19 protein-coding genes, 1 pseudogene and 1 riboswitch are annotated in these 21,180 nt (G+C 40.2%); of the genes and pseudogenes, 17 read left to right on the top strand and 3 right to left on the bottom strand.

Annotation, left to right across the window (positions count from 1 at the left end):
- Nucleotides 1–77 precede the first annotated feature (77 nt).
- The 11 genes from ACZYRN_RS11300 to ACZYRN_RS11250 all read left to right on the top strand — a co-directional run bounded on the left by ACZYRN_RS11300 (nucleotide 78) and on the right by ACZYRN_RS11250 (nucleotide 12,060).
- On the top strand, nucleotides 78–1,049 hold the full coding sequence (locus ACZYRN_RS11300; protein ID WP_488911690.1) for a carbohydrate ABC transporter permease: 972 nt from the start codon (nucleotides 78–80) through the stop codon (nucleotides 1,047–1,049).
- A gap of 17 nt (nucleotides 1,050–1,066) precedes the next feature.
- Nucleotides 1,067–1,885, top strand: coding sequence for a carbohydrate ABC transporter permease (locus tag ACZYRN_RS11295; protein WP_488911688.1), 819 nt, complete (start codon nucleotides 1,067–1,069; stop codon nucleotides 1,883–1,885).
- 41 nt (nucleotides 1,886–1,926) lie between these two features.
- A complete protein-coding gene (locus ACZYRN_RS11290; protein WP_488911686.1) occupies nucleotides 1,927–2,982 on the top strand; it encodes an ABC transporter ATP-binding protein in 1,056 nt (351 codons plus the stop codon).
- A gap of 357 nt (nucleotides 2,983–3,339) precedes the next feature.
- Nucleotides 3,340–3,813, top strand: coding sequence for a TetR/AcrR family transcriptional regulator (locus tag ACZYRN_RS11285; RefSeq protein WP_488911684.1), 474 nt, complete (start codon nucleotides 3,340–3,342; stop codon nucleotides 3,811–3,813).
- Nucleotides 3,814–4,252: 439 nt separating this feature from the next.
- Entirely contained in the window at nucleotides 4,253–5,635 is a 1,383-nt protein-coding gene (gene bioA / locus ACZYRN_RS11280; protein ID WP_488911682.1) for an adenosylmethionine--8-amino-7-oxononanoate transaminase, read from the top strand.
- A complete protein-coding gene (gene bioD / locus ACZYRN_RS11275) occupies nucleotides 5,632–6,327 on the top strand; it encodes a dethiobiotin synthase (protein WP_488911680.1) in 696 nt (231 codons plus the stop codon). The genes bioA and bioD overlap by 4 nt, the downstream gene beginning before the upstream one ends.
- Nucleotides 6,324–7,499: an 8-amino-7-oxononanoate synthase gene (gene bioF, locus ACZYRN_RS11270; RefSeq protein ID WP_488911679.1), complete on the top strand. Its 1,176-nt coding sequence runs from the start codon at nucleotides 6,324–6,326 to the stop codon at nucleotides 7,497–7,499. Before bioD ends, bioF begins: the two co-directional genes overlap by 4 nt.
- Complete coding sequence (locus ACZYRN_RS11265) at nucleotides 7,496–8,236, top strand: alpha/beta fold hydrolase (RefSeq protein WP_488911678.1); 741 nt, start codon at nucleotides 7,496–7,498, stop codon at nucleotides 8,234–8,236. Before bioF ends, ACZYRN_RS11265 begins: the two co-directional genes overlap by 4 nt.
- Nucleotides 8,202–9,011 (top strand): malonyl-ACP O-methyltransferase BioC, encoded by an 810-nt coding sequence (bioC, locus tag ACZYRN_RS11260; protein WP_488911677.1) that lies wholly within the window; start codon nucleotides 8,202–8,204, stop codon nucleotides 9,009–9,011. The genes ACZYRN_RS11265 and bioC overlap by 35 nt, the downstream gene beginning before the upstream one ends.
- A 307-nt stretch (nucleotides 9,012–9,318) precedes the next feature.
- Nucleotides 9,319–10,542 carry an FAD-dependent monooxygenase gene (locus ACZYRN_RS11255; protein WP_488911676.1) on the top strand — a complete coding sequence of 408 codons (1,224 nt, stop codon included), beginning with the start codon at nucleotides 9,319–9,321 and terminating at the stop codon, nucleotides 10,540–10,542.
- Nucleotides 10,543–10,749: 207 nt separating this feature from the next.
- On the top strand, nucleotides 10,750–12,060 hold the full coding sequence (locus tag ACZYRN_RS11250) for an MFS transporter (protein WP_488911674.1): 1,311 nt from the start codon (nucleotides 10,750–10,752) through the stop codon (nucleotides 12,058–12,060).
- A gap of 414 nt (nucleotides 12,061–12,474) precedes the next feature.
- Here the strand turns inward: ACZYRN_RS11250 and ACZYRN_RS11245 are convergent, their stop codons facing one another.
- Nucleotides 12,475–13,017 carry a recombinase family protein gene (locus tag ACZYRN_RS11245; RefSeq protein WP_488911672.1) on the bottom strand — a complete coding sequence of 181 codons (543 nt, stop codon included), beginning with the start codon at nucleotides 13,015–13,017 and terminating at the stop codon, nucleotides 12,475–12,477.
- Between the two features lie 180 nt (nucleotides 13,018–13,197).
- On the opposite strand from ACZYRN_RS11245, the gene ACZYRN_RS11240 reads away from it, so the two are divergent.
- The 4 genes and pseudogenes from ACZYRN_RS11240 (at nucleotide 13,198) to ACZYRN_RS11225 (ending at nucleotide 17,032) form a co-directional block, all read left to right on the top strand.
- Nucleotides 13,198–14,664, top strand: coding sequence for a SulP family inorganic anion transporter (locus ACZYRN_RS11240; RefSeq protein WP_488911671.1), 1,467 nt, complete (start codon nucleotides 13,198–13,200; stop codon nucleotides 14,662–14,664).
- A gap of 65 nt (nucleotides 14,665–14,729) precedes the next feature.
- Complete coding sequence (locus ACZYRN_RS11235; RefSeq protein ID WP_488911670.1) at nucleotides 14,730–15,146, top strand: universal stress protein; 417 nt, start codon at nucleotides 14,730–14,732, stop codon at nucleotides 15,144–15,146.
- A 437-nt stretch (nucleotides 15,147–15,583) separates the two neighbouring features.
- Nucleotides 15,584–15,668: riboswitch (cyclic di-GMP riboswitch) on the top strand.
- A 20-nt stretch (nucleotides 15,669–15,688) separates the two neighbouring features.
- The gene (locus ACZYRN_RS11230; RefSeq protein WP_488911668.1) at nucleotides 15,689–15,832 is read left to right on the top strand and encodes a hypothetical protein; all 144 of its coding nucleotides are present in this window, start codon (nucleotides 15,689–15,691) and stop codon (nucleotides 15,830–15,832) included.
- A gap of 79 nt (nucleotides 15,833–15,911) precedes the next feature.
- A pseudogene (locus tag ACZYRN_RS11225) lies at nucleotides 15,912–17,032 on the top strand (RNA-guided endonuclease InsQ/TnpB family protein).
- 159 nt (nucleotides 17,033–17,191) lie between these two features.
- Here the strand turns inward: ACZYRN_RS11225 and ACZYRN_RS11220 are convergent.
- The gene (locus ACZYRN_RS11220; protein ID WP_488911667.1) at nucleotides 17,192–18,217 is read right to left on the bottom strand and encodes an S-layer homology domain-containing protein; all 1,026 of its coding nucleotides are present in this window, start codon (nucleotides 18,215–18,217) and stop codon (nucleotides 17,192–17,194) included.
- A gap of 284 nt (nucleotides 18,218–18,501) precedes the next feature.
- Between ACZYRN_RS11220 and ACZYRN_RS11215 the strand changes: the two genes are divergently transcribed.
- Together ACZYRN_RS11215 and ACZYRN_RS11210 are read left to right on the top strand one after the other, a co-directional pair.
- A complete protein-coding gene (locus tag ACZYRN_RS11215) occupies nucleotides 18,502–19,458 on the top strand; it encodes an SH3 domain-containing protein (protein WP_488911666.1) in 957 nt (318 codons plus the stop codon).
- Nucleotides 19,459–19,957: 499 nt separating this feature from the next.
- Complete coding sequence (locus ACZYRN_RS11210; protein ID WP_488911665.1) at nucleotides 19,958–20,578, top strand: DUF3298 and DUF4163 domain-containing protein; 621 nt, start codon at nucleotides 19,958–19,960, stop codon at nucleotides 20,576–20,578.
- 99 nt (nucleotides 20,579–20,677) lie between these two features.
- Here the strand turns inward: ACZYRN_RS11210 and ACZYRN_RS11205 are convergent, their stop codons facing one another.
- A complete protein-coding gene (locus ACZYRN_RS11205; RefSeq protein WP_488911664.1) occupies nucleotides 20,678–21,097 on the bottom strand; it encodes a cupin domain-containing protein in 420 nt (139 codons plus the stop codon).
- Nucleotides 21,098–21,180 lie beyond the last annotated feature (83 nt).

The following is a 21,180-nucleotide window of genomic DNA, read 5'->3' as shown; positions in this document are numbered from 1 at the left end:
CTATAAAAAAATGTGCTGTAAATCTAAATTAAATTTTTACAGCACATTTATAACATTGCTTGAAGAAGGGAAACGGTATGAGTAGATTACTCGAAAATAATTATCAACCGCCATTGTCAAATAAAACCCCCGTTATTAGAAAAAGTGTATCGAAAACAGCCAAGATAAGAAAAAAGCTCAAACCATATTTCTATTTATTTCCGGCTCTATTGTTGCTTGGCATCTGGATGTATAAACCGTTACTTCAAACTTTTTTATTAGCTTTCCAAAAGTGGAGTATGGTACCAGGAACTATACCTGAATTTGTTGGATTTGAAAACTTCTTCCGTTTATTCAATACGAAGGATTTCGTAATATCAATCGAAAACACAATCTTTTATACAATTGGTTTACTGCCTTTTTCTATTATCATTCCATTATTATTGGCGGTTTCTACACATGATATGGTCGGGAAAGTAAAAAATGTTTATCGCGTTCTCTTTTTTATCCCAATGATTTTAGCGCCAGTTACTGTTAGTGCAATTTGGAGATGGTTATTTCATCCTACCAATGGTTTAGTGAATATCCTTTTATTAAAAATAGGATTAATTGAGGATAATATTGCGTTCTTTTCAGATCCGCGTTTTGCCAAATGGATCATTTTATTTATGACAGGTTGGAGTTTAATTGGTTTTAGTACAATTATGTTTTCCGCTGCTTTAACAGGCATAAACAAAGACTATTATGAGGCAGCATCTTTAGACGGTTCGAGCAGGTTTAAACGTTTTATAGATATTACATTACCTTTATTATCGCCAACTATTCTTTTTATGCTGACGATGAGTATTCTATTTTCAAGTCAGTTTACATTTGCATATATTGATATTTTAACAGCTGGAGGGCCTTTTGGTTCATCAACAAATATTTACTACGAAATGTATAAATACGGATTTTCAAATCTGAATGCTGGTTTAAGTTCAGCAGCTGCGATCTTGTTCTTTTTCGTTTTCGCGATAATCGCATTAACACTTAATTATGTTTCTAGAAAATTTGCATTTTATGATAATTAAGATAGGAGTTCATGAAAATGAAGAAAAAAGTAAAGTTTATAAGCGTGATCCAACATCTTTTATTAATTATCATGTGCATCATTGCAATTTTTCCTATCTATTGGATGGTTATTTCATCGTTCAAGAATGAATCAGAGATTTTTACTGCTTCATTCATTCCTTTAAAACCTACGATTGAAAACTATGTTTATGCTTTTTCGGAAATGCCGATTGTCAAAATGATGTTTAATTCATTCATCATTTCAATCCTTATGACAGCACTTCAGCTTATTACCAGTCTTTTAGCAGGTTACGCGCTTGTACGCTGGAAATTTAAAGGAAGCTTATTCATTTACTCTTTGCTTAGCTTATCATGGTTAATTCCATTTCAAGCGATTATGATTCCAAACTATGTGCTTATCAATCAAATGGGATTGAATGAACAATTATTAGGAGTAGTATTGCCGTTTGCTGTATCGACCTTTGCTATACTATCACTTTATCAAAGTTTTAAAGCATTTCCTATTGCGTTGATCGAAGCAGCAAGACTTGATGGGGAAAGTGATTTCGGCATTTTAGTTAATGTGATATTACCAAATATTAAATCAACGGTAGCTTCACTCGGTATCTTATTGTTTATTAACGGTTGGAATGAATATTTATGGCCAATGCTCATAACGAAGCAGATGGAAAATGCACCAATCCAAATCGGATTAAAATCCTTCGTAAATTCAGATGTTAATCTGTGGGGTTCACTTATGGCAGCGACAACAGTTTCATGTCTTCCTATTTTAATTATTTATCTGGTATTACAGAGACAAGTAGTCGATTCTTTTGTGCGATTTGGAATTAAATAATCAATTCAATATTGTTTAAGCCTACTTTAGGAGTTGGAAAAATGGGAAAAATAAATATTAATCATATAAAAAAATCTTTTCATTCTAATGAAATATTAAAAGGCATTGATGTAGAAATTCCTGACGGCTCGTTTACCATTCTACTAGGGCCTTCAGGATGTGGAAAATCAACATTACTAAGAATTATTGCAGGTCTTGAAGAACCAACAAGCGGCAGCTTGCTTATTAATGAGGAAGACGTCACATTTGAGGAACCAAAAGATAGAAATATTGCGATGGTCTTTCAAAACTATGCACTATACCCTCATATGACAGTATATAAGAATATCGAATATGGACTTAAAATTAAAAAAGTACCTAAACAAGAACGAGAAGAAGTCGTTCAAAATGTCTTAAGAATGGTAGAACTTACAGATCATGCGAATAAACGTCCAGCTCAATTATCAGGTGGACAACGGCAACGCGTTGCTCTTGCCCGTGCAATTGTTAAGCGCCCACATGCTTTTTTGATGGATGAACCCCTTTCAAACTTAGACGCTAAACTAAGAAACCAAATGAGACAAGAATTAATTGAACTGCATCAACAGTTGAAAACAACATTTTTATATGTTACTCATGATCAAGTAGAAGCAATGTCAATGGGATCGTATATCATTATTATGAATCAAGGAGAAATCATGCAGCAAGGTAAGCCGAAAGAGATCTATACGAATCCGGCAAATTTATTTGTAGCGCAATTTATCGGTTCACCGCCGACAAATATCATTGAATACGATGATATGTATTTAGGAATACGCCCAGAAGATATTAGCATTGTGAACACGAATCAAATTGACAGTGATGTAAAAATATCTGGGAAAATCCTTACAGCAGAGCAACTTGGTGGAGAGACAATATATCGTGTGAAAACAACGATTGGTAATTTAAATGTTAGAACACAGAGCTGTTGGGATGAAATTAGTGAAAATGTGGATGTTCATTTCTCTTTTGACAAATTAATGGTGTTTAATAAAGAGGGAAATCGAGTTGAAAAAGATGATCATATAATGAGAACAATTAAGAAATTAAAAAATGAAAAAGAGCTTGTATATATTTGAATATGCTTAGAATTATTTTTTAACTAAAATGATATTATAATCAAGGAGCTACAATCTCTGAAGCAGTTGAAAAAGCCGGGATGTCCCGAATGACCCTTTATCGAAAGGTGAACCAAAACGATTCGAAAAACCTCGTTGAAATCCAGCGAGGTTTATTAATTATTCCCTATCACCACTTTTAACTGGTTATATAAGAACAAGATTCTAATACCAGATATAACAAATGTATACGACAATATAGAAGAAAAAGGGATTGAGCATGTAACTGCTAGAAGGGTTGCAGACATAGCTGGCTATACGAGTTCAACGATTTATAATTATTTCAAAGAATTATCACACTTGATTTTTTTCGCCTCGATGAGATTCTTAGATGATTATAATAAAGATCTTTCTACTTACACTCAAAAGGCAAAAACGCCTCTAGATAAATACTTAGTTTCTTGGGAGTGTTTTTGTAAACATTCTTTTGCTAAACCACAAATTTATCATGCTATTTTCATATCTGATTTAGGAGAACATCCAAATGAATTAATAAAACATTACTATAGTATATACAGCAATGACTTCGATAAGTTTCCTGACCAACTTAAAAATATTATGTTAGAACATGATATAGCGAAACGCTCAAAACCATTGCTTATCGAAGCAGCAAAAGATGAAAATTTTAATGAGGAGAATATAGACTTTGTTTTACAAGTAGCTGTTCTAGTATGGAAGGGGATGCTGACAACAATCCTCAATAATCGTTTAAGTTATTCTCCCGAACAAGCTACGAAAGTAACAATGGATTATATAAAAGAGATCACTTTAAAATATCAAAATTCAAACTAAAAGCAGCTGGAGTCAAACGAGTAAATGCATGCAACGGACATGTCAGTCCAGAATAATCTACGCCTGTAGAGATCGTGTAAGACGTAAGGCTGTGATCAATGAAGCAGGAAGCCTCATCTCTGTAAACAACCGGTAAGGGAAGGGTGTTAAGGGAAGAATCAATCATGCAAAAAAGGCTGATCCGCCACCATGGGTCAACCCTTTTTGCAAACCATTTATTTTTTCGCTTTAGTCTCCCCCTACTCAGTCTAAAAGATTGGGTCTTTTTTTATTTACACAATGTTCCTGTTTGACCTCCAACTACTACTTTATTTTCAGCGATTAAAAGGCGTCAAAGCATAGTTTTGAAGACTGTACAATTAGATTATAGTATATTGACACAATTCTCTTTTTTATGTTAACTTAATTTTAAATATGGTTAACTAAAGAGGTGTAATGCATGAAAACAACTTCTACACACTCTTCACTTACGTATACGTATGAAGAATTGTCCAAAAAAAATAAGGAATACCTGTGGCATCCGTTTACACAAATGAAAGAATACATGGAGGACAACCCGCTCATTATTGAACGCGGGGAGGGAAGAAAGCTATATGATATACAAGGAAATGCTTATTGGGATGGTGTTTCCTCTATTTGGCTGAACGTACATGGTCATCAAGTGAAGGAGCTCGATAATGCGATTACGGATCAGTTAGAAAAAATTGCACACTCTACACTGCTTGGCATGGCCAATATACCATCTATTCTGCTTGCTGAAAAGGTGATTGAACTCATGCCAAAGGGGCTCAAAAAAGTATTTTATTCTGATGCAGGAGCAACGGCAGTAGAGATTGCGATTAAAATGGCCGTTCAATACTGGCAGCATAAGGGAAAGAAGGGAAAACATAAATTTATTACGATGAAGGAAGCCTACCACGGGGATACGATCGGTGCTGTTTCGGTCGGTGCCATTGATTTGTACCATGAAACCTTTCATGCGCTTTTATTTCCTTCTATTAAGCTTTCCTATCCTTATACCTATCGTTCCCCGTATAAACAAGAAGAGATTGTTAAAAAGAACCTTAAAGAAATGGAGCAGTTATTACGAGAGCAATCGGATGAAATTGCGGCAGTTATTGTAGAGCCGATTGTACAAGGCGCAAGCGGAATCATTGTCATGCCTGAAGGATATTTAAAAGGACTACGCGAACTCTGCACGCAATACAATGTACTACTCATAGCGGATGAAGTGGCAACAGGATTTGGAAGAACAGGGAAGATGTTTGCTTGCGAGCATGAAGGCGTAACACCGGATCTATTGACAGCAGGAAAAGGGCTTACTGGGGGATATTTACCGGTAGCTATAACGGTTGCGACAGATGAAATCTATAATGCATTTTTAGGGGATTATGAGGAGCAAAAAACATTTTTTCATGGTCATAGCTATACGGGAAACCCGCTAGGATGCGCAGTTGCTCTTGCAAATTTGGAACTGTTTAAAACAAGCAATCTTGTCCAAGAGGTTGCTAATAAGTCAGTGTATATAGCAAACAGATTGCAAGCTTTCTATCGTTTAAAACATGTAGGTGATATTAGACAAAAAGGATTTATGGTAGGCATTGAGCTTGTGAAGGAGAGAGAAACGGAAGAACCGTACTCTTGGACGGAGCGCGTGGGGGGACGGACATGTCGCCGCGCTCGCGAACTAGGTATGCTTCTTCGTCCTCTCGGCAATACGATCGTGTTTATGCCTCCGCTAGCGTCCACTATAGAAGAACTGAATGAAATGATTGACATTTTGTATGAAGCAATAGTAGATACAACGGAGAGAGAAGGATGAAAGGGTTCTTTGTAACGGCGACAGATACAGAGGTTGGGAAGACGGTTGTGGCAGGGGCATTAGCAGGTGTTCTACGAAAAAGAGGGTATGACGTCGGCGTGTGTAAGCCAATTCAAAGCGGACATCTTTCCTGTGACCCTGCAGGCGATGCATCCCGCTTACAATATTTATCTGGAGTAGAGACATATGCTTCTCATATTTGTCCATATTCTGTCAAGGAGCCGCTCGCTCCTAGCTTGGCTATGAAGCGTGCTGGAAAGCAAGTGTTTTTGGCAGACGTTGTAAGATGCTGCAAGAATATACAAGAGTATTTCGAGTATATCATCGTGGAAGGGGCGGGTGGTTTAATGGTTCCATATACCGAAGACGCACTAGTAGCAGACTTTGCTCAAGCTCTTCGTATGCCTCTCCTTATTGTTGCCCGCCCGACCCTTGGTACCGTAAATCACACGTTAATGACAATCGAATGTGCTAAGGCAAGAGGTTTGAAGGTTGCCGGAGTAATTCTTTCAGGATATCGGGAGAAAGCGCTGGAGAGGGTAAAAGAAAACCGAGATATGATTGAACAGTTCAGCGGTGTACCTGTTTTAGGAATGATTCCTTGGCTAGGTAAAGAATTTGCAAGAGAATATGCACTTGAAGCCGCAGAGTATTCTATTCATATTTCTAAGCTGGAGGAGTGGCTTGCATGAATTGGTATCCATATTTGCAGAGCGAATTGGCACTCAGGGAAGAGCGTCAGCAAATTCGAAAACTTCATGTAACAGAAAACGGTCCTGATTGCTGGATTATAAAAGATGGAAAAAGGCTATTGAATCTAGCTTCCAATAACTATTTAGGTTTGGCGGGTGACAAAAGAGTAATAGAAGCTGCGATAGAGGCTGTTTCTCTGTACGGAGCAGGTGCAACAGCTTCAAGATTGATTGTCGGCAATTATCCTCTATATGAGGAGACAGAACAAGATATTGCAAACTGGAAAGGCACGGAAAGCGCTTTGCTCATTGGCAGCGGATATACAGCCAATTTGGGAGCGTTGTCCGCCCTTTTAGGAAGACATGATGTTGTATACAGTGATCGGCTGAACCATGCCAGCATTACAGATGGAATTATATTGAGCCGGGCTGAGCAAAAGCGTTATAAACATAACGATTTAGAGCATTTAGAGAAGCTTCTTCAGGAGACGCCTGCCAATAAACGAAAGCTCATTGTAACCGACACAGTGTTTAGTATGGACGGCGATACGGCGTATTTGCGTGAACTTGTGCATATAAAAGAAAAATACAATGCTCTTCTTATGATTGACGAGGCTCATGCAAGTGGAGTGTATGGTCAAAATGGGGCGGGTCTCGCTCAGGAGCTGGCTGAACGCATTGATCTTCATATGGGCACTTTCAGCAAAGCGCTTGGCTGTAGCGGAGCCTATCTGGCAGGAAGCAAGCTGTTAATGGATTATTTAACAAACACAATGCGCAGCTTTATTTTCACAACAGGGATGCCGCCTAGTACTGTCGGCTCTATTAAACGCGCCATTGAAATTGTCCGTGATGAATCAACCAGACGCGCTTTGCTTATGCAAAATGGAACATTGCTTCGCGGCCTATTAAAGCAAGCGGGATTTAATACGGGGAGCAGCAGTACTCACATCGTACCTATTGTCATTGGATCAAATGAAGCAACGATTAGCTTCAGTCAGATGCTGCAGGAAAAAGGGATTGCAGCCATTGCTGTTCGTCCACCGACTGTTCCAGAAAACAGTTCGCGCATTCGTTTGACTGTTACATCTGATCATAGACCTGAAGATATACAATGGGCGGTAAAGGTCATAACAGAAACCGGACTAAGAGAAGGTGTTATTTCTTCATGAGACCGACACTTATTATGCTTTCAGGGTGGGGGATGGATACCCCGGTTTGGGATGAAATGTGCAAGCACTTATCCTCTTACCGTATTCGATTTATAAATTGGCATCATTTGAAAAGGACGGGGGATATAGAAAATCGTGTTCGTCATATCATTCGGCAAGAAAAGAAGGTTATTTTGATCGGCTGGTCGCTTGGTGCTATTGCTGCATTAGGAACAGCGTCACAAGAGCCTGTATGCGGTATAGTGCTCATAGGAGGGACCGCAAGATTTACGCAAGATACTGACTATGCAGGGTGGAAAGCTAAGTTTGTGGACCGACTAAAGCAGAGTGTACAGATAGAAACGGACGGTGCTCTTAATAGGTTTGATGAAAGTATGTTCTCACCTACTGAACAAATATGGAAGGAGTCATTTCCAGCCGTGCGTGCACATTTTGCAAAGGACGATACAAACTCGCTTTCTATAGGGCTGGATTACTTGATACATCGTGACGTAAGGCCACTTCTTTCTACAATACCTGTTCCTCTTCTTTTGCTGCATGGAGAGAAGGATCGTGTCTGTTCAGTGGAAGCTGCCCGCTACATTGATAAAAGAACGAATGCCTGTTTACATGTATGGGAGGATGCTGGACATGCGCTTCCTATTACAAGAGCGAAGGAATGTGCTCATCTAATTCAACAATTTGCAGAAGTGGGGAACGAACATGATCAACAAATCGCTGCTTCAAAAACGTTTTAATAAAGCGGCCTCAACCTATGACGAATATGCGAATGTGCAAAAGAAAATGGGGGATGTGCTTATTCAAAATCTGTGTCAAATTTACACATCACAGGCCCGCCTTTCTATTTTAGAGCTGGGCTGCGGGACAGGATATGTGACAGAACAACTAGTAAACTCCTTTCCCTATGCTTCTGTCATATCGGTTGACTTTGCACCGGATATGATTGAACAGGCGAAAAAAAGAATAGGAGCCGAAAAAGCTGCTTTTATATGCGGAGACATTGAGCAACTTGATTTTTCAGGGCGATATGATGTCATTATTTCAAATGCAACATTTCAGTGGATGAATGATTTGCAAGGAACGATAGAGCGTTTGTTCCAATCATTGCAGGATAACGGCACTATGATGTTTACGACATTCGGCAATGAAACGTTTAAAGAGCTTCATTATTCATTCCAACAGGCAGTAAGAAGTTTGGCATTGAAAGAGAATAGGGCCATCGGACAGTCATTTTTTACGCCACAGCAACTAAAGGCATTATGTGAACTGTATGGTCCTGTTTCCATGCAGGAAGCGCATTACATAGAACGGTTTTCAAGCGTCCGCGATTTTCTGGATTCTGTTCGCAAAATCGGAGCAGCCAACAGCAACGACGGGGTGTCGAGTCAAAGCCCTCGCGTTTTTCGCAGTATGATCCGGTTATATGAAGAGCAGTTTCAACAAAACGGCTCTATACAAGCGACATATCACGCACTATTTTGTGCCATGACAAAACAGGGAAGTCGAAAGTAACTCTAAAACTAGGAGCCGTTCCCATTCCCTTATAAAAGCCGATTGTTTCTAAAAAACAATCGGCTTTTTATTTTGATTATGGTCTTAGTGTAGGAAATGAAAAATAGGGTTATTTCCTCCGTTCCTGTTACTTTAATTGAATAGCGAGAGTGACATTCGTTATTTGGCAGCTATCTGAACGAGAATTAAGGAGTGTATAGACAAAATGAAAAAGTGGAAGGTTATTATCATCTCGATATTGGTATTGGTTAAGTGAAACCTTTCTAAATTAGAAAAATAAACGCTTGAGAAATGAGAGGGCCCTTTAATGGCAGAAAAAGGTGTGAAGAATTTTACAAAAGATAGTCAACAAGATTATCCAGGTCCCATGATCGTCGTCGGCGGTGGCATTGGTGGATTGGCTACAGCTCTTGGGATCGCGAAAATAAAACAAATGGTCAAGGTACTTGAACAGGCACTTGAGTTTGGAGAGGTAGGTGCAGGAATCCAGCTAGCAGCGAATGCGACGAATGTTTTAACACGTTTAGGCGTTATGGATAAAATTAGCGAGATTGCCGTTTTTCCAAAAAGGCTTGTCTTAATGGATGCCTTTAGCGGAGAGGAATTATCCGCTTTAGACCTTGGTGATAGTTATAAAGAACGATATGGGGCGCCTTATATCGTTTTACATCGTTCAGATCTTCACCGAGTTCTCGTCGAAGCTTGTGAAGAAAACCCGTATATTGAGATGGTGACCGATCAAAAAATCGAAAAAATAGTAGAAGCTGAAAGCTGTGTCACTGTAACGGCTGCTAATGGAGACCGCCATACGGGAAAAGCGGTTATTGGTGCAGATGGAATATGGTCTAATACGCGGAAGTTGTTTGTTGAAGACCAAGCTGTGTGTTCTCAATACGTAGCATACCGAGGGGCAATTCCGATAGAAGATGTGACAACACATGGTGATCTCGATGATGTGTACATGTGGATTGGGCCTAACTTGCATCTTGTTCAATACCCCGTTAGAAGAGGAGAGCTTTACAATCAAGTTGTCGTATTTAAAAGCACTCAATATAAACCGGAAATTGAAAAAACAGATCAATGGGGAACGCCAGAAGAGATGGATCAAGTTTTTGCTGGAAGCTGTGAGCCTGTTCAAACCGCTATTGCCTTCATTCAACGTCAACGCCGCTGGCCGATGTATGACCGTAATCCAATCAGCAATTGGACAAAAGGACGTATAACACTTACAGGCGACGCGGCTCATCCGATGCTGCAATACTTAGCACAAGGCGCGTGTCAGGCACTGGAAGATGCCTCTTATTTAGCAGATATGCTTCATAAGCACGGTGACAATTTGGAGCAGGCATTTATCGAATACCAAAAAGAACGAATGCCACGTACGGCTCATGTGCAAACAAGTGCAAGAACGTGGGGTGAAATTATTCATAGTACAAACCGAGAAGCCATTCTTCTTCGCAATACGATTATGAAAAATCGGACAGACCAAGATTTCCAATTTGTTGATCCATTCCATGGTTATAAAAAATAATGTGAAAGCGCACATGTAATATTGAGAAAGGGAAGCCAAACCACTTTTTTTGTAACGTACAAACATAAATAAATGGAAAAGAGTGATGAATGAAATGGAAAACAATGTTCCTTTTTGTTTCCTTTTAAAGAGGGCTCCCTTTCATCAATTTTTTGCAAATAGTGTTATCATGATGCTTGATGTAAATGGAGTTGAAGGGTGAATATTATGGCAAAGATAAACGCAGCGGAGCTCATAGCAAACAGCAAATTTAATCGGTTTCATTTTGGCCTGCTGACATGGTGTTTCTTCATTATCCTTTTTGATGGATATGACCTGGTCATTTATGGAACGGTTGTCCCTGTCTTGATTGAAGAATGGAACCTTACTTCAGTAGAAGCAGGGGCAATGGGAAGCTATGGACTATTTGGCATGATGTTTGGTGCAATCATTTTTGGAACACTGGCTGACCGTATTGGAAGAAAAAACGTCATTGCCATTACGTTACTCTTTTTTAGTGTATTTACATTTTTATGTGGTTTTGCTGAAACGCCAACGCTTTTTTCTATTTATCGCTTTTTAGCAGGATTAGGGCTTGGAGGCATTATGCCAAACGTTATCGCTTTGTTGACAGATTATGCACCTAAGTCCATGAAAAGTATGATCGTATCCATCGTGTTATGCGGCTATTCTGTCGGGGGGATACTTGCCCCTTTATTAGGAATTTTATTGATGCCGACCTTCGGATGGGAATTCATCTTTTGGGTTGCAGGGCTGCCGTTACTGGTTCTGCCTTTCATGTATAGACAGTTACCGGAAACGGCGAGTCACCTCATCAGAAAAGGGAAAAAAGAAGAATTATTCGCTATTCTTTCAAAGGTAAACCCTGACGCCGCGTTGCATAAAAATGATGAGATTATGGAAGTACAAGCAAAGGAGACGAAAGTTCCTCTTGTTGGTTTATTTAGGGAGAAGCGAGCATTAAGTACAATCATGTTCTGGATTGCTTTTTTCAGTTGCTTATTGATGATATACGGGCTGAATACGTGGCTGCCGAAGTTAATGATTGAAGCAGGATATGCTCTGAATTCAAGCTTAGGTTTCCTTATTGTTCTTCAAAGCGGGGCCATTATAGGAACCCTTATCATCGGCCGGCTATGTGATAAATACGGCTCTAAAAAGATGCTTGTTCCGATGTATGCTTCAGGGGCCGTTGCTTTAACGCTGCTTGGATTTGGCGGGAATACGTTCGTGATTTATTTATTGGTCGCTATTGCAGGCGCTGCTACAATTGGTTCGCAAAATATCGTACAAGCTTATGTATCCCAGTACTATCCTGCCTATATAAGATCGACAGCTTTAGGCATGGCGTCAGGTATCGGCCGAATTGGTGGGATGCTTGGCCCCATTTTGGGCGGTTTCCTTTTATCGGTTGCGTTACCTATGCAAGTGAATTTCATCGCATATGCGATTCCAGGTTTGATCGCCGCAATTGCCCTGGCAATAGTGCCTGCAAAACATGCTAGTAAAAAGATCTAATAAAGGCGTACAGAGCTAGTGTTACGCTAAGCATGACCCGTGCGGAAGGAGAATGATCCCTGTCTGCACGGGATTTTTTGCAGCTATTTAAAGAAAACCATTTGTATCCGTATTTAAACAAGAGAAGAGCAATAGGCTCACTCAATCATTTACTACGATTCATGATCATGAGCACAGTATCTCTGTATAAGCTACAAAGGGGGAAGGAGCGGCTGTTCATACCCGCGAATTGGTCATACGCAATGCCAAAAGGCAACGGTCCTAGCCTGTTACAATCATCAAGATGGAAATATTGCTGATACTCCCAAGGTACTGTCGGCCAAAAAATTGGCCAACCGTCCCCATCCAGATGCCCCGGAGAACACCGAACCAACTAGCTATTAATCTTTTCGATTATGAAATTTCTGAGTGGTGTTAGTTTTCCAAGTATCGATAAAGCGTCGATTTGCTGATCCCGGTTTCGTTTTTGATTTCAGCTAAACTGTACTTTTTGCTTTCGTACATAATAATGGCACGTTGTACATTCTCATCGGGCTTTCTCGGTCTTCCGGTCGCAATGCCTTTTTGTTTGGCTTCATGCAGTCCTTTTTTTGTTTTTTCGCTGATTACATCACTTTGAAACTCCACAAGATGCTTTACAATCTCAATAAAGGGATAACCATCCGGGCTGCTCGTGTCCACGCCTTCTTTAATCGACAGAAGAAAAGCTCCTTTTTCTTCAATCATTTGTAGAAGCTCCACAAGGTGCCGGGTGGAGTCAGCCATTGTAAAAAGATTGACTGCGATGATTTTATCGCCTTTTTGAAGATGAAGAAGCATATCGTCAAGCTTTGTTCTTCTTTTAGCGGAAGAATGCTCTTCTTTGACTGTAATGACACATTCGTAATCCAACAAGGTTTTTAATTGAATTTCGCAGTTCGGATCTTTTTGAGAGGGTCTTATGTAGCCTATATTCACTTTCTTTTCTCCTCACTTTTAAAACGTTATGCTCATCATAACATATTTTTTCGTTTCTTTTCGTTCCAAAAGGGTTTCGTTTTGGAACGAAAGGTGGTAGACTGTTTTTAGTTTAAACCGGGACTGGCTTTCAAGGGAGTTGAAAGCAAAAAAAATAGATAAACAGAGGAGATTAAAAAAGTGGTAGAGAAGTTAAAGCAAGAATGGTTTTCAAATATTAGAGGAGATATCCTGGCAGGAATTGTCGTTGCATTAGCGTTAATTCCAGAAGCCATCGCTTTTTCCATTATCGCTGGAGTTGATCCGATGGTAGGATTATATGCCTCTTTTTGTATTGCAGTCGTTATTGCCTTTATAGGCGGACGTCCGGGCATGATTTCAGCTGCAACCGGCGCGATGGCTCTCGTAATGGTAACACTGGTGAAGGATCATGGTTTGCAGTATTTATTTGCGGCGACTATTTTAACTGGCATTCTTCAGCTGACGTTTGGCTGGCTAAAAGTGGCCCGTTTCATGAAATTTATCCCACGCTCAGTCATGGTAGGATTTGTGAATGCTCTTGCCATTTTAATTTTTATGGCGCAGGTGCCGCATTTTGTGGGCGTTTCGACTATAACCTATGTATTTGTAGCAGCCACGCTTGCGATTATTTACATTTTGCCGCGGTTTGTTAAAGCAGTCCCTTCACCGCTTGTGGCCATTATCGTTATGACGGTTATCGCGATTTACGGTGGATTTGAGTTACGGACAGTAGGCGATCTCGGAACGATTACTCAGTCTTTGCCATCCTTCTTCATTCCGGATGTGCCGCTTAATTTTGAGACACTGTCCATTATTTTTCCAACAGCTTTGGCACTATCTATCGTCGGTCTTCTTGAGTCCCTTTTGACCGCTTCGATCGTGGATGACATGACGGATACAGGAAGTAACAAAAACAAGGAAGCACGCGGCCAGGGGATTGCCAATATCATTAACGGATTTTTTGGCGGCATGGCCGGCTGTGCCATGATCGGACAGTCTGTTATCAATGTAAAATCGGGCGGACGTGGCCGGTTATCCACTTTTACAGCCGGTGTTGTCCTCATATTTTTAATTATGGTGCTTGGCGGATTGGTTGTGCAAATTCCAATGCCAGCACTTGTTGGGGTCATGATCATGGTGTCGATTGGTACATTTGATTGGTCATCATTAAAAGCCATGACCAAAATTCCGATTACAGATACCATTGTCATGGTTGTGACTGTTGTGACAGTCGTCATAACCCATGATTTATCGAAAGGTGTGTTTGCCGGCATTATTTTAAGTGCCCTTTTCTTCACAGCGAAAATATCAAAAGTACGCGTCGTGTCATCACGTAATGGACTTACGTTAGACTACCGTGCCCAGGGGCAAATCTTTTTTGCTTCCGTTACGGATTTCGTAGATGAATTTGATTATCAGCCTGACGGAATTAAAAACGTGAATATTGATTTCTCAGAAGCACATGTTTGGGACGATTCTGGAGTGGCCGCTATTGATAAAATCGTTTTAAAATACCGCGATAACGGCATAAATGTGTCGTTAAGTGGATTAAATAAAGCCAGTTCGTCAATGATTCAAAAGATGGCTGTTCATGATAAGCCGGCTGGAAAACTGTCCGGGCATTGATTTATTTAAAAGCGCATTGTGTAAAAGCAATGCGCTTTTTATAAAAATAAAAAGGGGGAACCCCATTGAGTGGAAAAATTTTGTTGGCGTCTGATGGTTCCGAGCATGCATTGCGTGCCACAGATGAGGCTATTAAGCTCGCAAAAGGTCTTGAGAAAGAGATTATTGTGGCCTATGTCGTTGATTTTGATCAATCAAAAGAAGACGTTTTGCATAGTAACGGTTCATTTGCACGGGAACAAAAGCGAAAGAAGCAGCTAGAAAGTACGAAACAAAAACTAGATGAGGCAGGAGTAGCCCATTCGTTAAAACTTCTTCATGGTGTACCAGGACCTGCTATCGTTGAATACGCAAACAAAAATGAAATTGATTATATTGTACTGGGCAGCCGCGGATTGAATGGTCTACAAGAAATGGTACTCGGCGGCGTCAGCCATAAAGTAGCAAAACGTGCCCGGTGTCCGGTTATGATCGTCAAATAAGAAAAGAGAGAGGCTGGTTGAAATTCAACAGTCGCTCTCTTTTTCTTTTTATTATTGGAATTTTTATAAGCTATAAAGAATACACCGGATGATCTAGCCGAGTACTAGCTATTATTTATACGTAAAGGAATAAAAAAAATGGATCGGGGTTGGCTATGGAAAGAGGTACTCCTTGTTCTGAGTAGAATATTAATAATAAAATCGAATGGACAAGTAAGATGAGGAAGATTTATTTTCAGAAATGAAATAGAGAAAAAAATCAACTGAATTTTAGAGCTGAAAGTCGGGGCTTAGACTTTTGAGTAGTTGCATTTTTATGAAAATTTATTATTATAGTAAAGAAATGAAAGATTAAAGGATAATATTAAATATTATATAAAAAAACGTAATTTTTTAATTTTTTTCAGGGAATGAAGAGAAAAAGTCACAGGTAACTAAAAAATTAAAGGCAAACTACTTGAAAGAGTAGGACGCAAAGCCACGGATCTAAGGTTAAGTGACTACGATAGCCGGGCTGCAGAAATGGGAAGGTACCCATCGCCATGAGTGACGATAAAGACCGACTTATTTTTAGTCATGAGCTCAGTCGTTTATATAGCGATTATGAGCGTTGCCAAAAGATGAGGATTAAAGAAGAAATATTGAAAGAAATTAACCTTCTAAAAGAAGCGATTAAACTTCTTTAGAAGGTTAATTAATAGCATGCAGGCTGTTTCATTCTGTAAAAAATATATGGAAAGCCAAGGTCAGAAATAATGAGAGGTGATGGCCATGTTGTTGAATCAGAAATACGAAATCTTTCCAACAGAAGAACAAGAGGAAATGTTAGACCGCTGGCTGCATTATTGCCGTCAACTCTACAATTCTGCCCTTTTGGACAAAGAACGCAAGTATAAACAAAACAAAGAAAACTATAACCGTGATGATATGCAAAGACAATTGACGATGGACAAAAAAGAACATGTATTTCTAAAAGATATGCCTTCGCAGCCTTTGCAGGAGGTTTTTGTTCGTCTAAAAAAGCGTTCGACAGCTTCTTTCGTAAAGACTCAAAGTATCCAAAAGTGAAGAAGTACAAAGACTATAACAGTATGTCTTTTCCTCAATTTGGCTTCAATAACAAAGGGTATCGAATGGCCATGTCCTTTTCAGACAACAGCAAGCTGTACAATACAAAGTTAGGTGAAATAGATATTCTGCTTCACCGTCCGATTAAAGGCAAAATCAAGCAGCTTATCATCAAACGTCAAGGCCGCAAATGGTATGCTATTTTCTGTGTCGAAAGACAAGCAACGCCATCATCTATTGATGCGAATAATTCAGTTGGTATGGACGTTGGCATCCATAAGTATGCGGTTCTTTCTAATGGAACGGAATATGAGAATCCAAGATTTCTACGCAAGAAAGAGAAACAGTTGAAGAAAGCACAGCGTCAGCTCTCTAGGAAGAAAAGAGTCACTGCCAATTATATCAAGCAGGTGCAACGTGTCCGCCAGCTTCATGAAAAAGTGGCGAATCAGCGCCGTGATTTCCTTCATAAGCTAAGCTATAACTTGTCAAAGGATTATTCCGTTATTGCGGTAGAAAATCTAACTATCCGAAACATGGTGAAAAATAAAAAACGATCCAAGTCCATTTCTGATGCTGGATGGGGGATGTTCAGAAATATGCTGGCCTACAAGTGCGAGAAACAGGGCGGTATACTGATCAAAGTAGAACCGAAGTACACCTCACAAGACTGCTCTTCTTGCGGCGAGCGTGTAAAGAAATCCCTGTCTATCCGTACACACGTCTGCACAAAATGCGGCGTTGTATTAGATCGTGACCACAATGCCAGTCTGAACATTCTTAAAAAAGGACTAGAACAATTGTCTGCGACTGAGTAAAGCATCATCACTGTAGGGCAGGGTCATGTCCAAACAGTATAATCCACGCCTGTGGAGATCGTGTAAGACGTATCAGGTCACCCTGTTATGCTGTGATCTGTGAATCAGGAAGCGCCCACTTCAAACAATCCGAAAGGGTGTTAAGTGGTGAGTTGTTCACTAATAGGAACTACCTTTAAAGAAAATCAAATCAATAGGTCCATGTTTTTCAGAGGCACTCATGAAAACAGCATAATGGTTAAGATCATAAACAAGCGTCCAACCCGTTCCTTCCACATCGTCATACCATTCCTCATCGGGCTGCCCAAGTAGTTGTTTCGCTTTTGTTAATGTGAAGTCTGGATCATGCGGAGCATATTCAATGCCCGTCATTTTAGCATTCAAGCTGGTACTATCATCAAAATAGTAGGCACATCGGCCATAATACTGCGCATACCCACCGTTCCAGTAAAATGCATCACGGGGCTGGCCTAACGTGCTGCGCACCATTTTAATGGTTTTATTTTTATAAAATGGAACCGAACAAACGCCCACTTTTCCTTTAGAAGCACTTGTTAAGAAATCTTTTTGAACGGCCAACTGACGGAATTTCGGGTCGATGGCTCTCGCTAAGAAGACGGAAAATTGCACTCGTGTCAGTTTCTGGTTCGGGAGGTACTGTCCTTTTTCGTCAATGGTCGTAATTTTATTGGCGGCCATCGCGTGAATAGCCTGACTGAGCGCCTTATTGCTTCCACTGTCATAAATACGGCCGGAATAGGTACCGGAGAGATGAAAGGCTTTTACAAGCACAAGCGCCATTTCGCCGCGTGTCATGGCGCGATTCGGTTCGAATTTGACCGTTTTCGGAAAAATACCGGCATTTGTGAGCGCTGCAATGTCATGGTACGCATAAAAGTCTGTTTTCACATCGCTAAAGCCGGGATTTGTGACGTTCGTTTTTGGTAGTTTAAGAGCGCGGGTCATCATAATGGCGACTTGGGCACGTGTTACTTCGTTTTGTGGACCAAATGTTCCATTTGTGTTCCCCTGAATGATCCCTTTCGCAGCTAAATACTCGATTTGCTTGTTTGCCCAGTAAGTGGCGGGAACATCTTTAAATCGGGCAGCGGCTGACGTATCTGCGCCGAGTGTCGTGATGACCAATACAAAGGTCATCACAAAAGAAAAAATAATCTTCTTCACTAAATCTCCCTCTTTTCATATATATGGAAATAAAAATAGTTCTATATACATTGTACTATTATCCTTTTTAGCTTTCAATCCAGTTCTTTAAAGGGAATGACGTTAACAGAAGCTGCTAGTTAAGTAAACCGTTAAAATTGAACAGGACCGATGATGGAGAACCTTGAAGTCTTATAAAATAGAGGTAGTAGAGTAAATGACTTGAAAATAAAAGATGAATATAAAGGAAATAAGATATGGTATAATAGATGCTGTTATTTGAGAAATACAGTGGAGGGATATTTATGAAAAAAATGATGGGATGGATGATTGTTTTTCTTTTGTTGATCACCCTCATTCCCGTAAAGCAAGCCGAGGCAAGTACCGGACACCACACGGTCAATGTGAAGACGACATTAAACGTGCGTGAAAACCCAAGCCCGAGAGCAAAAGTAGTCGGTTCTCTCAAAAACGGAGCAGTTGTGTATGTATACAATATAGAACCGGGCGGCTGGTCCAAAATTAAATACAACAACAAAGCAGGTTATGTGGCATCCGGTTATTTAACGCCGAATGGATCGTCAAGCAATCCGGGTGGCGTACAAGCTACAGTGAAGACATCACCAAGCGTGGCTGTAAGAGCGAACCCGAGCCCGAAAGCCAAAATAATCGGTTCACTAAAAAAAGGTGCAAGTACATATGTGTATGGCAGCAAGCCAGGCGGCTGGTCTGAAATTCGTTACAATAATAAACCAGCCTATGTAGCGACTAGTGCTTTGGACATCAAACCGAATATGCCGTCCAGCTTCACAGCGAAATATCCAAAAGAAACGGTTTTAGATATAAAGCATATTGATTTGGATAAAGATCGTCAAAATGAAACCGTTATTTTATCAAAACAAGGAAACTTATTTTGGGTGAAGGGCAACACCGTCACACAAGCGGCGAAGGGCATTAAAAGTGACAACGGCTATCCGGCCGCGAAATTAACCATTTTTAACCCCGTCAAAAGTGAGTATCAAATTGTTACAACCTATGAATATGGCCCATCCAATACACAGGCCGCTGTATACAGAATGCAAAAAGGAAGTCTTGTAAGAATATTAAATGTAATGGGGGATCAAGGCATACGCCTTTCAACATCCGTTATTTATCAAGATTGGAAGAAGTACCGAAATGGAGGCGGATGGGATAAAGTGACCGCCGTTTATACGTGGGACAATAAAAAACAAAGATTTACGGCTTCTGGCGTTAGACCATAAAACGAGCATTCAACTAATATTTTAACAGATTACTCCGAAAGAAGTCTCCCTCTTCAATCGTGTGAAGGGTGTAGCCCAACGATAAGGGGGAGATGAATTTCGGGTAGGCGTTCGCCTGCGTTATTTCTCTAAGCCTTTACTCAATAATTCAAGAATTGTTACCGTTCTTGTAGCAATGCCATTTTCTTTTTTTGTCCAAGCATGGGCGCAAAAAACAATGGGCAGACTGATCTTTAACATTGACCCCCTGCAGCAGTTAACAAGTGCAGTAAAGTATGAAGAATTAAAAGAAAAAGTGGATAGGGTTATACGAGAGATGGGGAAAAAAGAATAGAAAAAGAAGACTCGTGTAGAAGTCTTTTGGTGGAGATTGCTAAAATTATCGTTAAAATAGAACTTTCAAGATCATCTATAATTGCGCTGGAACATAGTTTTCCTTTTGCACACCTTTCTCTTTTTAAGAATACGATGGGTTAAAAACAAAAAAGGATGGAGAAATGTGCCTAATACGTTACCAGTGAGCATCAAAACGATGAAAATCAACAGCGGGCCGGATAAAACCGTCTTTTATCCGAAGGTGACCGACATGCAAAATCAAGGATTAGAAAGATCCATTAACGGAATGATTGCTAATCAGACCAATCAGCTTATTCATCAGCAAGTTGGAAACATGCCGACAGCAGTCGTCCAAATGCTTGGTACTTATGAAATCAAAAATAACCAGCGCCAAGTTCTGAGTGTATCGCTGTCCAATTATGCGTACCACGATCATGCGGCCCACGGGATGACGTATATTAAGTCGTTGACGTTCGATTTGCAAAAAGGGAAGTTTTGTGAACTGAAAGACTTATTCAAACCGGGAAGTGATTATGTCAAAAAGCTCTCCACCATCATTCGCGCACAAATCAAACAACGTGATATTCAGCTTCTGGACGAATTTACCGACATTCAGCCCAATCAAGATTTTTACATTGCGGACAAAGCCCTGGTAATCTATTTTCAGTTGTATGACATCACCCCATATGTCTTTGGTTTCCCCATGTTTCCAATCTCCGTATATGATTTACAGGATATCATCGACGAAAACGGCCCCCTCGGACGGATGGCTGAGAATAATTAATGAGCTTTTCCTTGGAGATAAAACAGAAGCCATCAATCTTTCAGTAGAAAGGTTGATGGCTTCTGTTTTAAGTTCAATAAGAATAGAGAAGGGTTCCATTTACGGCTGTGTCTTTTCCCATAAGGCATCGAGTTCCGGGAGGAGAAGGACACTTTCTTGCTCACTTGGATCTGTACGAGCAATCAGTGCTGTACAAGATTCAAATTTATCGGGATTATAAGGAAGATGGGGCATGCCTGCTGGAATATATAAAAAGTCGCCTTCGTCCACGTTCATATGCTTCTCCAGTTTCTCCCCATACCACATGGCCGATTTCCCTTGAAGCATATAGATGGCTGTCTCGTGGTCTTGATGAAGGTGTGCTTTTGCTCGCTGTCCGGGTGGGATTGTCAACAAATGCATGCAGATCCCATTAGAACCGACGCTTTCTTTTGATATGGCTTCTGCATAGTCAAATCCCTGTTTGCCATGGTAGGTTTTGGACGAACGAATGAGTCGGCAAGTAGGTTCTGTATTCATATTATGTACCTCCAAGTATCATTAGAGTAGCACACATTAAATTGTCCCTAAATGATTCATATTCAGACAAGGACAGATTAATA

The organism is Domibacillus sp. F004 (genome assembly GCF_057814295.1).
This window is presented reverse-complemented; position numbering and strand designations above follow the sequence as displayed.

Coding starts and splice junctions, on each gene's coding strand:
- ACZYRN_RS11290 (WP_488911686.1), top strand. CDS start 1,927: ATGGGAAAAATAAATATTAATCATATAAAAAAATCTTTTCATTCTAAT.
- bioC (WP_488911677.1), top strand. CDS start 8,202: ATGATCAACAAATCGCTGCTTCAAAAACGTTTTAATAAAGCGGCCTCA.
- bioF (WP_488911679.1), top strand. CDS start 6,324: ATGAATTGGTATCCATATTTGCAGAGCGAATTGGCACTCAGGGAAGAG.
- ACZYRN_RS11300 (WP_488911690.1), top strand. CDS start 78: ATGAGTAGATTACTCGAAAATAATTATCAACCGCCATTGTCAAATAAA.
- ACZYRN_RS11265 (WP_488911678.1), top strand. CDS start 7,496: ATGAGACCGACACTTATTATGCTTTCAGGGTGGGGGATGGATACCCCG.
- bioA (WP_488911682.1), top strand. CDS start 4,253: ATGAAAACAACTTCTACACACTCTTCACTTACGTATACGTATGAAGAA.
- ACZYRN_RS11250 (WP_488911674.1), top strand. CDS start 10,750: ATGGCAAAGATAAACGCAGCGGAGCTCATAGCAAACAGCAAATTTAAT.
- ACZYRN_RS11215 (WP_488911666.1), top strand. CDS start 18,502: ATGAAAAAAATGATGGGATGGATGATTGTTTTTCTTTTGTTGATCACC.
- ACZYRN_RS11205 (WP_488911664.1), bottom strand. CDS start 21,097: ATGAATACAGAACCTACTTGCCGACTCATTCGTTCGTCCAAAACCTAC.
- ACZYRN_RS11295 (WP_488911688.1), top strand. CDS start 1,067: ATGAAGAAAAAAGTAAAGTTTATAAGCGTGATCCAACATCTTTTATTA.
- bioD (WP_488911680.1), top strand. CDS start 5,632: ATGAAAGGGTTCTTTGTAACGGCGACAGATACAGAGGTTGGGAAGACG.
- ACZYRN_RS11285 (WP_488911684.1), top strand. CDS start 3,340: ATGAGATTCTTAGATGATTATAATAAAGATCTTTCTACTTACACTCAA.
- ACZYRN_RS11230 (WP_488911668.1), top strand. CDS start 15,689: ATGAGTGACGATAAAGACCGACTTATTTTTAGTCATGAGCTCAGTCGT.
- ACZYRN_RS11255 (WP_488911676.1), top strand. CDS start 9,319: ATGGCAGAAAAAGGTGTGAAGAATTTTACAAAAGATAGTCAACAAGAT.